Annotated in this window: 13 protein-coding genes; 10 read left to right on the forward strand and 3 right to left on the reverse strand. The window is 56.5% G+C overall.

Annotation, left to right across the window (positions count from 1 at the left end; genetic code table 11):
• Positions 1–6 precede the first annotated feature (6 nt).
• A complete protein-coding gene (gene sufB, locus QWJ34_RS03535) occupies positions 7–1,404 on the forward strand; it encodes a Fe-S cluster assembly protein SufB (protein ID WP_302725657.1) in 1,398 nt (465 codons plus the stop codon).
• A 138-nt stretch (positions 1,405–1,542) separates the two neighbouring features.
• On the opposite strand, the gene QWJ34_RS03540 is transcribed toward sufB, so the two are convergent.
• A complete protein-coding gene (locus tag QWJ34_RS03540; RefSeq protein WP_302725658.1) occupies positions 1,543–1,857 on the reverse strand; it encodes a helix-turn-helix domain-containing protein in 315 nt (104 codons plus the stop codon).
• Between the two features lie 270 nt (positions 1,858–2,127).
• Between QWJ34_RS03540 and QWJ34_RS03545 the strand changes: the two genes are divergently transcribed.
• The 4 genes from QWJ34_RS03545 to QWJ34_RS03560 all read left to right on the forward strand — a co-directional run bounded on the left by QWJ34_RS03545 (position 2,128) and on the right by QWJ34_RS03560 (position 4,468).
• Positions 2,128–2,739, forward strand: a complete 612-nt coding sequence (locus QWJ34_RS03545; protein ID WP_302725659.1) for a hypothetical protein — start codon at positions 2,128–2,130, stop codon at positions 2,737–2,739.
• Entirely contained in the window at positions 2,729–3,379 is a 651-nt protein-coding gene (locus QWJ34_RS03550; RefSeq protein ID WP_302725660.1) for an accessory gene regulator B family protein, read from the forward strand. The genes QWJ34_RS03545 and QWJ34_RS03550 overlap by 11 nt, the downstream gene beginning before the upstream one ends.
• 3 nt (positions 3,380–3,382) lie before the next feature.
• Positions 3,383–3,739, forward strand: coding sequence for a dipeptidyl aminopeptidase (locus QWJ34_RS03555; protein WP_302725661.1), 357 nt, complete (start codon positions 3,383–3,385; stop codon positions 3,737–3,739).
• 288 nt (positions 3,740–4,027) lie between these two features.
• Positions 4,028–4,468 (forward strand): hypothetical protein, encoded by a 441-nt coding sequence (locus tag QWJ34_RS03560; RefSeq protein WP_302725662.1) that lies wholly within the window; start codon positions 4,028–4,030, stop codon positions 4,466–4,468.
• Positions 4,469–4,630: 162 nt separating this feature from the next.
• On the opposite strand, the gene QWJ34_RS03565 is transcribed toward QWJ34_RS03560, so the two are convergent.
• Complete coding sequence (locus QWJ34_RS03565; protein WP_302725663.1) at positions 4,631–5,020, reverse strand: hypothetical protein; 390 nt, start codon at positions 5,018–5,020, stop codon at positions 4,631–4,633.
• A 410-nt stretch (positions 5,021–5,430) separates the two neighbouring features.
• On the opposite strand from QWJ34_RS03565, the gene QWJ34_RS03570 reads away from it, so the two are divergent.
• Positions 5,431–6,000 carry a hypothetical protein gene (locus QWJ34_RS03570; RefSeq protein WP_302725664.1) on the forward strand — a complete coding sequence of 190 codons (570 nt, stop codon included), beginning with the start codon at positions 5,431–5,433 and terminating at the stop codon, positions 5,998–6,000.
• A 76-nt stretch (positions 6,001–6,076) separates the two neighbouring features.
• Here QWJ34_RS03570 and QWJ34_RS03575 read toward each other — a convergent pair whose 3' ends face one another.
• Entirely contained in the window at positions 6,077–7,132 is a 1,056-nt protein-coding gene (locus QWJ34_RS03575; RefSeq protein ID WP_302725665.1) for an HD-GYP domain-containing protein, read from the reverse strand.
• Between the two features lie 416 nt (positions 7,133–7,548).
• Between QWJ34_RS03575 and QWJ34_RS03580 the strand changes: the two genes are divergently transcribed.
• The 4 genes from QWJ34_RS03580 (at position 7,549) to QWJ34_RS03595 (ending at position 12,872) form a co-directional block, all read left to right on the forward strand.
• Positions 7,549–9,039 (forward strand): bifunctional metallophosphatase/5'-nucleotidase, encoded by a 1,491-nt coding sequence (locus QWJ34_RS03580; RefSeq protein WP_302725666.1) that lies wholly within the window; start codon positions 7,549–7,551, stop codon positions 9,037–9,039.
• 64 nt (positions 9,040–9,103) lie between these two features.
• Positions 9,104–10,198, forward strand: coding sequence for an HD-GYP domain-containing protein (locus tag QWJ34_RS03585; protein WP_302725667.1), 1,095 nt, complete (start codon positions 9,104–9,106; stop codon positions 10,196–10,198).
• Positions 10,199–10,304: 106 nt separating this feature from the next.
• Complete coding sequence (gene yfkAB, locus QWJ34_RS03590) at positions 10,305–11,441, forward strand: radical SAM/CxCxxxxC motif protein YfkAB (RefSeq protein WP_302725668.1); 1,137 nt, start codon at positions 10,305–10,307, stop codon at positions 11,439–11,441.
• Between the two features lie 63 nt (positions 11,442–11,504).
• The gene (locus QWJ34_RS03595; protein ID WP_302725669.1) at positions 11,505–12,872 is read left to right on the forward strand and encodes a hemolysin family protein; all 1,368 of its coding nucleotides are present in this window, start codon (positions 11,505–11,507) and stop codon (positions 12,870–12,872) included.
• Positions 12,873–12,886: the final 14 nt, after the last annotated feature.

Below are 12,886 nucleotides of genomic sequence, written 5' to 3' on the forward strand. Positions count from 1 at the left end.
ATCAACATGGCTAAACAAGCACCGGTTAGCGACGAGTACCAGTACGGGTTTCGCGACGAGCACCAGTCTATTTATAAAAGCGGTAAAGGTCTGACCAAAGAGATCGTGACTTCCATTTCGAAAATGAAGAACGAGCCCGATTGGATGCTGGAATTCCGCCTCAAATCGCTGGCGCAGTTCGAGAAGATGCCGATGCCGACATGGGGCGGCGATCTGAGCGAGCTCGACTTCAACGATATCCAATACTACGTGAAGCCGTCCGAAGGACAAAGCAAAACGTGGGAAGAAGTACCGAGCGAAATCAAGGAAACGTTCGACAAGCTGGGCATCCCGGAAGCGGAACAAAAGTTCCTCGCCGGCGTCTCGGCGCAGTACGAATCCGAAGTCGTGTATCACAACATGCAAAAAGACCTGGAAGACCAGGGCGTTATCTTTATGGATACCGACACGGCGCTCAAAGAGCACCCGGAAATCTTCCGCGAGCACTTCTCGAAAGTCATCCCTCCGGCGGACAACAAGTTCGCGGCGCTGAACAGCGCGGTATGGTCCGGCGGCAGCTTTATCTATGTGCCGAAAGGCGTGAAGTGCGAAGTGCCGCTCCAGGCTTACTTCCGCATCAACTCGGAGAACATGGGCCAATTCGAACGCACGCTGATTATCGCCGACGAAGGCAGCTTCGTGCACTATGTCGAAGGCTGCACGGCGCCGGTCTACAGCACGAACTCGCTGCACAGCGCGGTCGTGGAGATCATCGTGAAGAAGGACGCGCGCGTCCGCTACACGACGATCCAGAACTGGTCGTCCAATATCTACAATCTCGTGACCAAGCGCGCGGTTGCCGAAGAGAACGCCAATATGGAATGGGTCGACGGCAATATCGGCTCCAAGCTGACGATGAAATATCCGGCCGTTATCCTCAAAGGACGCGGCGCCAAAGGTTCCGTTTTGTCGATCGCGGTAGCCGGCAAAGACCAGCACCAGCACGCGGGCGCGAAAATGATCCACCTGGCTCCGGATACGACGTCGACGATCATTTCCAAGTCGATCAGTAAACACGGCGGCAAAGTGACGTATCAGGGCCTGGCCTCGTTCGGCCGCAAAGCGACCGGCGCCAAGTCGAATATCAAGTGCGATACGCTGATTCTCGACAACCAGTCCACGTCCGATACGATCCCGTACAACGAGATCCTGAACGACGACGTGACGCTGGAGCACGAAGCGACGGTATCGAAGGTATCCGAAGACCAGCTCTTCTACCTGATGAGCCGCGGCCTCAGCGAGAACGAAGCGACGCAGATGATCGTTATGGGCTTTATCGAGCCGTTCACGAAAGAACTGCCAATGGAGTACGCGGTCGAGATGAATAGACTTATCAAATTCGAGATGGAAGGCAGTATCGGCTAAACCCGATTCCGAACGTCGCATGCGAGCTGTGCGGCGGACTTGGAGATAAAGGGCTGCGGTATTGCACACAAAAGCGTGTCCGGATTTTCCGGACACGCTTTTTTTCGGTTTGTGCAATCGAACGATTTCTTCGGCGCTTCAACTGCCGCGTTTCGATTTGACGAAGTCTTTAAACCGCTCGATTTCCTCAAGTTCTTCCCCGGTCCAGTCTTCTCCGGAAATGCGTGCAGCCGGAGTATCGAAATCTTCGCCGGTCTCCATCGCCTGCAGCTGCTCGACCGTTATGTCCAGCGCTTTGCACACTTTCAGTACATTGTCCACGGAAGCTCCGCCGATGCCCCGGGTCAGCATGGATTGAAGGGTACTCTGCACCAGGCCCGCTTCTTCGGCAAAAGAGCGTCTGCTGCCTTTGGCATCGATCATTTTTGCGACGATTTGAGTTTTCTTGTCCACTTCCACGTCTCCTTCATTTCAACCTGTGATGGGATGAGCGATTATTCGCTTGTTTTTCCAGTTTATAGTTCCCCGATGTATCTGTAAACAAAAACGAACGCAATTGCGTTCAAAAAATAATTTCAACATATCGCCAATCTCTCAGAAAATGTATGTTGCGCATGCGCATATCCTTGTATAATAAAAAAGACATCTATCTCTGCCGGGAGTGTGAGGGGAATTATTATTTACGTTTTATTAGGGATGCTGGATTTTCTGGCGCTCGCGATTTTGGCATTTTCGCTTAACCGTTTGCCTGTTTGGAATTATAAATTCGAGCTGCTGATCTCTGCGATCTTCGCCGCCGGCGTATCGTTCATTTTGCGTATGATGCTGCAAGCGGCGTGGGTCGACCTGCTGATTCAACCGGTTCTTTTATTTATCTTGATGCGCGGAGTGCTGAAGATCAAAAGTTTTTACTCCGCCGTGGCCGTAGTGAGCGGCTACGCGGCGTATTTCCTGATCCAGATCGCCGTGCTGCAAACCTTGATCGTATTCGGCCGCGGAGGCGAAATTATCGTCAATACCGCCGATGCTTCGGACGTCCAAACGATTCAACTCGTTTCGATTGCGTCCGCTTACTTTTTATCCGCATTATTCAAAATTTTCAATCTAGGCTTTTCGTATATCACCCGGCCGCCGCACGACTTCGCTTTTCGCGAGGATTACCGGTCCAACGGCAACCGCGGGCTGCTGCTCTCGGTGCTGGTCGCCGGCGTTACGCTCGCCGTGGCCGTGGTGCTGTTGTTCCATCTGCAAACGATATTTTTGCTGCCGGTTGCGGTCGCGGCCGCCGGGCTTCTTTACTTCTTCTCGTCGAGGAGGGATCAGCGTGATTATTGAAAAGTTGTCGGAACGAGTGGTCGCCGAACTCCGCCGCGCGGATCCGGATGGATCCGAAAGCTCCGAAGTTTTGGAATACGGGCTGAACTTTATGTTTAATTTCGGCTTTGCCGTGATTCTGACCGCGCTGCTGGGGCTGCTGCTTGGAAAGCCGGGCGAGGTTCTGCTGGCTCTTGCCGCTTTTTCTGTTCTGCGCTTCTGCTCGGCCGGGTTTCATATGAAATCTTTGGACGCCTGCACGCTTGTTTCGTCCGCGCTGTTCGTTCTGATTCCGTTCGCCGCGGCTTCTTTTTCTTCGGCGGGAATGAGCATACTGACCGCCGCGACGCTTATCGTCATGCTGATCTGGGCGCCGAACGTCATGGCGGAAACGAATATGCCGCCGGCGGCTTATCCGTATCTTCAAGCCGCCGCCGTTTTGCTGGTCGTGTTCGGTTTCTTTTTGCAATCCCCGGTCGTAACGCTGGCTTTCTTCGCGCAGGCGCTGCTCGTTGTTCCATGGAAGGAGGTGTTGAACTTGAAGCAAGAGACAGCTCGCAAATTGTCGAAATTCATCTCTCTTACAGCGAAAAAAGCTTCCACTGTCGAAAAAGTCATTATCGGCTCGCAGAAGCTCCCGCAACAACTGAAGAAAAAGTAAGTCATGGCAGAACTGTTCGGAGTGAAAATTACAGATGACGGCGCGGGCGAATTCGGCACCTTCACGGTCGAGGAGATTCTTTACGTCGATCTGTGGGCGCCGAAGCGCAATTATCAGGTCCCGCGCTTTCATACCGTCGACGCCACTTATACCGTACTGCTTACCCTGGATGCCTGCCGGCGCGCTTTTCCCGATCTGCTGCAGCTGGACTCCGGAAACCTGGTCAACACCCGGCAGATACAGTTTGTAACCGAGACCGCATTCGCTCTTACCGCCCATTTTCGCGGCGGCAAGACAGCGAATGTGGCGCGAAACAAACGCGCCGCCGTGGAGCATCTCATAAAGAGGGATCGCAAATAGATGCGATCCCTCTTTTTAACGGCCAAATATTATAATAGGGAATTTGCTGAATGTAAAGATAAATCGAACCTAGGCTCGATTTATTAGGAGATATCACCTTATTCGACAAAAGTGACAAATTTCGTATGTTAAGATAGGGATAGAAGGAAAACGAATAATCGCAGTATACATAAAGAAAGGCCCCATTGCTTGGCGGCAGGGCCTTTCCAATCAGCACCACCCAAAGCGGGAGGCGGATTTAGTATACCACCGCTCCGGGTGTATTCCAACAACCGGGAGGAAAAAGCGATGCACCAAATTTCCCTGAGGATGGCGCGGATTATCAATATGATGCAGCTCAAAGAAGTTGCCGAAAAGACCGGCGTGGCATACAACGAATTGGAAGCGGCCGAACAGGACAGCCGAACCTTAAAATATGAAACGGCTTTCAAACTGGTGAGTTTATACCGCCTGCCGAGCCTGTCCGTGATTTACCTCGGCAAAGAAAAAGACTTTCGCTGGGCCAATCATTCTTCCGGGCTCGATCTGCTGGAAACCTATATCGATTTTATCAAAGCCAACCGTAAGCGCGCGTCCAGCATCATGGTCTGGTTCGAACTGGTGGAAGCGGAACTGGAACCGGGCGAACAAACGCTGATCCGCCGGACCCTGGAAGACTTCGTAAACTCCGGCCGATCCGACCTTCGGGAACTGCGCCGAACCGTCGACTACATACAAGCCGTGCGCTGAATAGATCGTATGAAGCCAAAAGCGTTTAACGTGCCCAAATGCCCGGACGCAGCGGCAAACGCCTGACAAACAGCCCCGGCTCGGCGCAGAGCCGATCGGGGCTGTTTGTCTGTTTATATGCCGCGGCCCCGACCCGAAGGAGTCGAAGCGCGGGTTTCCCGCTCAGGATTGCACGGGTTCTCCCGGCAGCGTTTCGCGGATGCTGTCCATATAGTCTTCGATGTCTCGGCACATCCGGTCGGTACGTTCGACGCCGATCAGGCGCAGCAGGCCGAGCGCAGACTGAAGCCGGCCGTAGATCTGCACGGGCGAGTGGGCGGGGAGCGCTTCGTTTTCCAATACGCCCGCCGGCTGGCGGGAAACGGGGAAATAGTCGAGCCCGGAAGGGGCTGCGCCCCGGACGTAGTCGTCGACGGCGGCTTTGGCTTCTTCAAGCACGGCTTCGTTCAGGGGAGGAACCTCGACGTCGTGAGATTCGGCGGGAAGGGGATATCCGGCCGAGGCGACGGCGGGCTGAACGCGGCGAAGCCGGTCTTCGGGAAAGGGGGTCAATGAAGTTCCTCTTTTCTATAGGTAGGTAAGCCTTGTGCGGGGGCCGGAACGATCGCTTTGATTGAAGCTCTTGACGGATGACTTAAGTCTGAGGGAGGCGGCGAACGCTGCGGTATGCTGGGCTTTGAGACCTATATTAAACCCGGATTACAGAATATGGGGGAGGTTTTTTTAGGAATCGCGATATTGTTTATCGTTTTTTTGCATGCTTCTCTTTTTACGGACTCGCTCCGCCTGCCTTCCTTCTGGTATACTGGAGCAGTTGCGATTGGTTTATTTTGAGCGGCAGGCAGGAGAAAAGCCTGGGCTCAGCGAATTAGTCGGCTTACGGCGTGCACGCAAATCGGGCAGAGCGGGAATTTTCCATGGCCGGTTTGCGTGCGCGTCCTAAAGAAGGAGGAGTATAGAAAATGAGTTTCGTTTCCGTAATTGCCAAAGAGAAATTTATTACCGTCATGAGCGACAGCGCCGCAGGCGGTTCCGAAGATACGCCGCAGCCCGAAGAGCATGTGGTGAAAGTAGGGGAGAAGCAGTTCGTCGCGACGGCCGGCGGCGACCGTGAAAGCCGCGAAGTGATCACCAAGCATATCGTATCGCTGCTCGGCGAAGGCACGCCGTACGACCGCATCCTGGTGATTTTGCAGATGACGCTGGCTTCCTTTTTCGAAAACGGCAAATCCGTGCTGACCGCGTTCGGCGGCATCAACGAATCGGGCAATATCCAAGTGTGCACCTACGATCCGATCAGCCGCGCCGAACGCGATATGACGCCGCGCGGCGACGAGATCGCTTACTTTTTCCTGTCCGAAGGAGCGGGCAAGTACGGCAATCTGTACGAGCTGCTGCAAGGATACTGGAAAGAAACGGGCACCGACACGCCGAGTTCGATCATCCAGTCGCAGAAGCTGCTTAACCGTTACGTAGCTTCGAAAGACGAAGACGTCAGCAAGGAAACCGTCAAGCTCGTGCTGAAAAAATAACGCGAAAACACGTGTCCGCCTTGGCGAGCACGTGTTTTTATTTGTACGCGAGTTTTGGAAAAAGGCGGATCGGGAATCAGGTCTCGCTATCGGAGAAGACTTCCTCGATATGAAGATCGCGTTCGGCCGACAGATCGATAAACCGGTCGTTGACGCGGATAAGAGGGCGGAAAAAGTCGGTCGGATGATTCATGACGATATAACCGTGTTCTCCGTTGTTCAGCCGGATTCTTTTATTAATGAAGTAAGGGAGCATGTTGCGGATAAACGTATGGGTCGGTTCTGGCGCCAACTGGCCGAAGCTGAGCGCGTAAAGTTCTTTGAGTACGTTGATCAGTTCCTGCTTGTTCTGGTAAACGCGGTTGCTGGTCATGGCGCTGTACACATCGGCCACGGCGATGATGCGCGACCACGGGTGAATTTCGTCTTCTTTGATGCCGTGCGGGTAACCGCTGCCGTCGCCGCGTTCGTGGTGCTGGAGCGCCGCCGTCGCGGCAAGCGTGTCGCCGAGCGAGTTGCGGATGATCTCGTACCCGTTGACGGTGTGCATTTTGATAACTTCGTATTCTTCCTTGGTCAGCCGGCCGGGTTTGTTGAGAATTTCGCCCGGAATGGTGGATTTGCCGATATCGTGCAGATAACCCGCCTGGCAGATCGCCGAAGCTTCGATGTGCGGATAACCCATCCAGAGCGACAAATAATAAGACAGCATGCCGACCTGCATCGAGTGGACGTATGTATAATTGGCGTCCCGGTTGAGCAGGAGAAGCAGCGCGACCGCGTCTTTCTGGGAAGCGAGCACGTTGAACAGCGGCTGCATGATATCTTCCACCAGCCCGCTTTCGAAGCGGCCCGTCGTTATCGATTCGTGAAACAGCGATTCGAACATGAGGATCGCGTCGTCGAACGTCGATTTGATCTCGGGAAAAAGAAAAGCGGCCGAACTGGCGCTGGAATAGACGTCGTCCACGTTTGTATGAACTTCGACGTAATCGATACTGTGCTGCACCAGCCGCGCGATCTCCGCGTCGTGCAGAGCGGTGCCTTTGGCGAGAATGTGCACACCGTGCCGATTGAAGGTATCGGCGATCAGGCGATCGCCGGGTTTGAGATCGGTAACGTGAACTTTCAAAAGCGATTTCTCCTTTCCGTGATGAACGGCTGCCGGATGTGGTGAACGAATAGCGGAAGCGATGCCGCATATTTGTGGTTCGAACTTAAATATATCATAAATATGTGCAATTTGTAGGGCTTATACGCTGGGCATTTTTCCTTAAAATGGGTATAGAAGACGTCGCGCGCTCTCTAAACGGCAGGCTTGTCAAAAAGACGGAAAAACAAGCTCTCGCCGCGCGGACGGCAAACTGTGCGGGGTTCTTTCCGAGTGCCCCGCAGTCATGTTAAACTATTTGCATAGTCCGGCCGCAAAGCGCCGCGTACTTGTGCGTTTCCGGTTATGGGATTATGATGGAAGCTTGAAGCGGCCGCATTTTCGGCGCCGGTGGATTCCGGCAAGCGCAGTGCCGCGGCGGAAGGGGGACGGCCTGGATGGGCTCGAAGAGAGATCGAGATACGCTGACGATCCTGCATACCAACGACCTTCACAGCCACTTTGAGCAGATGGGCCGGATCGCCGCTTTTATTCTGGCGGAGAAAGCGCAGGGAAAGCCGGTGTGCACGCTGGATGTCGGCGATCATATGGATCGCATGGCGATCGAAACGGAAGGCAGCCTCGGGCGCGCCAACGTCGATATTTTGAACCGATCCGGATACGATGCCGTGACGATCGGCAATAATGAAGGATTGACTTTTACGCCGGCGCAGCTCGGCGAAGCGTACGCTTCGCTGCGCTGCCCGGTCATATGCGGCAACGTCCGCCTGGAGGACGGATCGCTGCCTCCCTGGCTGAAGACGTCGGCCGTCGTGGAGAGCGGCGGCTTCCGGATCGGCGTGCTGGGCTTGACCGCGCCGTTCACGGATTTCTACAAACTGCTCGGCATCGATGCAACGGACCCGTTCGCGGCGCTGCAGGAGCGGGTGAACGAGCTGAGGGAGCGGGCCGATATCGTCGTGCTGCTGTCGCATCTGGGCCTGGCTTCCGATGAAAGGATAGCGGGAATGACGCAGGGGATCGACCTGATTCTGGGCGGGCATACCCATCACCTGCTGGAGGAGCCGATTGCCATCGGCGGAACGACGGTGTGCGCAGCCGGCAAGTTCGGACGCCATATCGGCCGGATCGTCGTAGAGCGCAGCGCGGAGACGGGCGGGTGCGTTGTCGCGGAAGCGGGGCTGGTCCTGCTGGACGACGCTCCGTCCGACGACCGGACCGACCGCGCCATCGCGATGCATCACGAAGAAGCGCTGGAGCGGCTCCGGCGGGTCGCCGCCGTCTCCGATCGGGACCTGCCGATCGATTACGAGTCCGAATCGCAGCTCGGCAATCTGCTTGCCCAGTCGGTCCGGCAGTTCGCGGGCGGCGAGTTCTCGCTCGTCAATTCCGGTCAGGCGCTCGGTCCCGTGCCGGCGGGCGAGATTACGGAAGGCATGCTGCACGCGCTGTGTCCGTCGCCGATCAATCCGTGCGTCGTGACGCTGCGGGGCAGCGATATTCTGCGCAGCCTGGAACAGTCGCTGCTGCCCGAATACACCGGAAGAAAGCTGACCGGCTTCGGATTCCGCGGCGAACGGCTCGGCGGGCTGTGCGCCGACGGGCTGACGATCGTATACGATCCGGCAGGCGAAGCGTATGCGAGAATCGTCGAAGTCCGGACCTCGGAGCGAACGATCGAAGCCGACGGGGAGTACCGGGTCGGCACGCTCGACATGTTTACGTTCGGCGCGGGTTACGAATCGCTGAGCCGGGGGACGGACAAAACGTTTATACTGCCCGAGTTCCTGCGCGATCTGCTGCGCATGGAACTGGGACGCCCGGGAGCAGCGGAGCAGGCCGCGATGCCGAGATGGGTCCCGTCCGGCGCGCAAAGCGGTTTGAACGCGGGCGGAATCGAAGTTGAACGCAGGCGGAATCAAAGTTAAAAATATACGGCGCCTTTGACGTCCGGGCCCGCCCATGCGCGGTCCGGGGTTCGGACAGGCTTAAATGGAGTGGAAGTTAGTGCGATTGCTGTCGATCGGACAGGTGAAGCCCGGCACGAAGCTGGGCAAACGAATATATAATGAAGACGGACTGACGCTGCTGGCCGAAGGCGCCGAGCTGACCGGATCGATTATTCGCCGGCTGGGCGGATTGGGCATCGACATGCTGTACATCCGCGACGAGGCGACCGAGGACGTGATCGTTCCCGAGATGATCCAGAGCGAGACGCGCCGCAAGTCGATCAAGCAGATTCGCACCGTATACCGGAGCATGATGGACGACAAGATGGGCCGCATGACTTATCCTCATCTTGGCTACAGCTTTCGCAAGATGACCGAGGAAATCCTGAGCGATCTCGGCTCGCGCGAAGATGTGCTGATCATGCTCGGCGATATTCATACGACGGACCATTATCTGTACACGCACTCGTTTAACGTCTGCCTCTACACGCTGACCCTGGGCATAGCCGCCGGTTATTCCAAAGAAGATTTGTTCACGCTGGGCATGGGCTCGCTGCTGCACGATATCGGCAAAACGAGAATCTCGCAGGATGTGCTGCTGAAGCCCGGCAGACTGACCGACGACGAGTTCAAAGAAATGAAGCGCCATACCGAATTCGGTTACGCCATGCTCAAGGACGAAGCGTTCGTGCCGCTGCTGGCGGCGCACTGCGCGTTCCAGCATCACGAGCGGCTGGACGGAAGCGGTTATCCGCGCGGCATCCGGGGCAAAGAAATCCAGGATTTCGCCAAATGGATCGCCATTACCGATTCTTACGACGCCATGACGACTAACCGGGTGTACCGGCGCGGGATGCTGCCGCATCAGGCCGTCGATATTCTGTACGGAGGCTCCTGCACCCAGTACGACCAGCACAAGCTGGAGATGTTCCGGGACAAAGTCGCGCTGTATCCGGTGGGGCTCACGGTCAAGCTCAGCACGGGCGAGACGGGCGTCGTCACGAGCGTGCCGCCCAAGACGCCGAACCGTCCGGTCGTCCGCGTGATCGAAGACGCCGAAGGCGCGAGCGTTCAGCCGTACGAGATCGACCTGTCGGTCCGCCTATCGGTGATGGTGGAGCAGATCGCCGATCTGTAAACCGGATTTTTAAGCGAAAAAGACGGCGACGGCGCGATCCAAGGCGCCGCGTCCGCGGCGAAAATGAAAACAATCAAGCGATATTCCCGATACGAAGGTGGTAAACATGACAGTAATCAATAACGGCGATCCTCGGCTTCGCGAGCTGTCGCCGAGCTACGATCCGTGGGACCCGATCCGCTCGCTGCGCAAGCACGGGCGGCATCGGCTGACCAGCGTGGAAATGACGGTCACGAATCTGTGCAATATGCGCTGCGAGCACTGCGCGGTGGGCGATACGCTCGTGCTGAAAGAGCCGGATATGATCCCGCTCGATCTTATGCTGCGCCGGCTCGAAGAAGTCGAGCATCTGGAAACGATCAGCATCACGGGCGGCGAGCCTTCTTTCCGCCGCCAGACGGTGGACAACGTGATCGTTCCGCTGCTCCGCTACGCCAAAGAGCGCGGCATCCGTTCACAGATCAACTCCAATCTGACGCTCGATCTGGACCGCTACGAGAAGCTGCTTCCTTATCTGGACGTTATGCACATTTCGTTCAACTACACGGGAGCGGAGCATTTTCACCAAACGGGCTTCGCCAACAGCGGCCATCCCGTTCCGTTCGCGGCGGCCGAGAAGATGTACAACCGCATGATCGACAACGCGAAAAGCCTGAGCCGTTCCGGCATGTTTATTTCCGCCGAGACGATGATCAATTTCCGTACGCACAAGCATCTGCCGCAGATGCACGAAGCGATCCGGGAAATGGGCTGCCGGCGCCACGAAGTGCACCCGATGTATCCGTCGGCTTTCGCCGCCGATCTGCCGGTGCTGTCGCTAGGCGAGATGCGCGTCGCGATTCACGATCTGCTGGATCACCGCGACGAAGAGATGTGGATGCTGTTCGGCACCCTGCCGTTCTATGCCTGCGGCAGCAATAACGAAGAACGTCAACTGCTGCGCCGGCTGCACGGCGCGAAGAACGTCACGGTGCGCAACGATCCGGACGGACGCAGCCGCGTCAACGTCAATATGTTCACCGGCGACGTGTTCGTTACGGACTTTGCGGCGATCCCCGCTTTCGGCAACGTGCACAAAGATACGCTCGATTCGACGTTTGAAGAGTGGAGCTCCAATCATCCGCTCAACCGGACCGTCAACTGCCACTGCGACGCGGCGAGCTGCTGCGGGCCGAATCTGCTGGTGGCGGATATGTATTACAAAGGCGTGGATTTCAAACGGCGCCGGGCGATCGCGGATTAAGTTCGGAACCCTGCGGATTTGCCGGAAAGATCCCAATCGGACAATTAAGAGGAGGTTTCATTGTTGGATGGTCATATAGAAGTAGGGAGTTTGGCGATCAATTTGCTGCTGGTCCTGGTACTGGTTTTCCTCAACGGCGTATTCGTCGCCGCGGAGTTCTCGCTGGTTAAAGTACGGCATTCCCGGCTTACCCAGCTCGAAAGCGAAGGGAATCGATTGGCACCCTATGCGCTGAAGGTCGCGAGTCGACTGGACGCTTACCTGTCGGCCACCCAGCTCGGCATCACGCTTACCTCGCTCGGACTGGGCTGGCTCGGCGAGCCGGCCGTATCGGAGCTGCTGGTGGAGCCGCTGATGGTCAAAATGGGCTTTACCGACGCGGGGCTCATTACGGGCGTATCCGTCGCGATCGGATTTGCCATCATTACTTTTCTGCATATCGTGCTGGGGGAGCTGGCGCCCAAATCGCTGGCCATCCAGAAATCCGAAGGCACGTCGCTGGCGCTGGCGGGACCGCTGCTCGCGTTCTATTATGTGTTCCTGCCGGTGATCTGGCTGCTGAACCATGCGGCGAACGGCTTCCTGCGCCTGTTCGGCCTGCAGCCGGCAAGCGAGGGGGAAGCGGCGCACTCGGAAGAAGAAATCCGCATCCTGATGAACCAGAGCGCCAAGAGCGGCGCGATCGATCTGGAAGAAGTCAAGCTGATGGACAATATCTTCGACTTTTCCGATATGCTGGCCCGCGAAGTCATGCTGCCGCGTACGGACATGGACTGCCTGTACGTGAATCTGTCGCATAAAGAGAACCTGAAGATCATCACGGAAACGAAACACTCCCGCTATCCGGTGGCGATCGAGGACAAGGACCAGATTATCGGTTTCGTACATATCACCGATATCCTGCTGTGGCCGGCCGGTTCCGAGCCCAATCTGCGCAAGCTTGTCCGTCCGATCCTCAATGTGCCGGAGTCGATGGAGATCAGTCATGTGCTGCGCCTGATGCAGAAGAAGCACGCCCAGCTCACGCTGGTCGTCGACGAATACGGCGGCACCGCCGGCCTGCTGACGGCCGAAGAGATTCTGGAAGAGATTGTCGGCGATCTGTACGACGAATTTGAGAACGAGCGGCCGGAGATCGAAATGATCGGAGACATCATCTCGGTGGACGGACGCATGCTGATCGAAGACGTCAACGACCTGACCGGAGCCGAGATCGACGACGAAGAAGTGGACTCGATCGGCGGCTGGATGTTCAAGGAACTCGAAGGCAGTCCGCTGGCCGGACAGAAAGTGGAATCCGGCGGGATTGTATTCGAAGTCGGAGAAGCTGAACGACTGCGCATTACGCGCGTCAATATCCATAAGCCGCATAACGAAGCGGACGAGGAGCAGGAAGACGGGGAAGGCGGACGCCGGGATTTGGAAGACTGAGCGCCGCCGCCCGT

Source organism: Saccharibacillus sp. CPCC 101409, from assembly GCF_030518235.1.
Taxonomy (GTDB): domain Bacteria; phylum Bacillota; class Bacilli; order Paenibacillales; family Paenibacillaceae; genus Saccharibacillus.

Bases quoted from the DNA above. Each gene is read 5' to 3' on its own strand.
- QWJ34_RS03580 (WP_302725666.1), top strand. From the start codon at position 7,549: ATGGGCTCGAAGAGAGATCGAGATACGCTGACGATCCTGCATACCAAC.
- QWJ34_RS03555 (WP_302725661.1), top strand. From the start codon at position 3,383: ATGGCAGAACTGTTCGGAGTGAAAATTACAGATGACGGCGCGGGCGAA.
- QWJ34_RS03585 (WP_302725667.1), top strand. From the start codon at position 9,104: ATGGAGTGGAAGTTAGTGCGATTGCTGTCGATCGGACAGGTGAAGCCC.
- QWJ34_RS03560 (WP_302725662.1), top strand. From the start codon at position 4,028: ATGCACCAAATTTCCCTGAGGATGGCGCGGATTATCAATATGATGCAG.
- yfkAB (WP_302725668.1), top strand. From the start codon at position 10,305: ATGACAGTAATCAATAACGGCGATCCTCGGCTTCGCGAGCTGTCGCCG.
- sufB (WP_302725657.1), top strand. From the start codon at position 7: ATGGCTAAACAAGCACCGGTTAGCGACGAGTACCAGTACGGGTTTCGC.
- QWJ34_RS03570 (WP_302725664.1), top strand. From the start codon at position 5,431: ATGAGTTTCGTTTCCGTAATTGCCAAAGAGAAATTTATTACCGTCATG.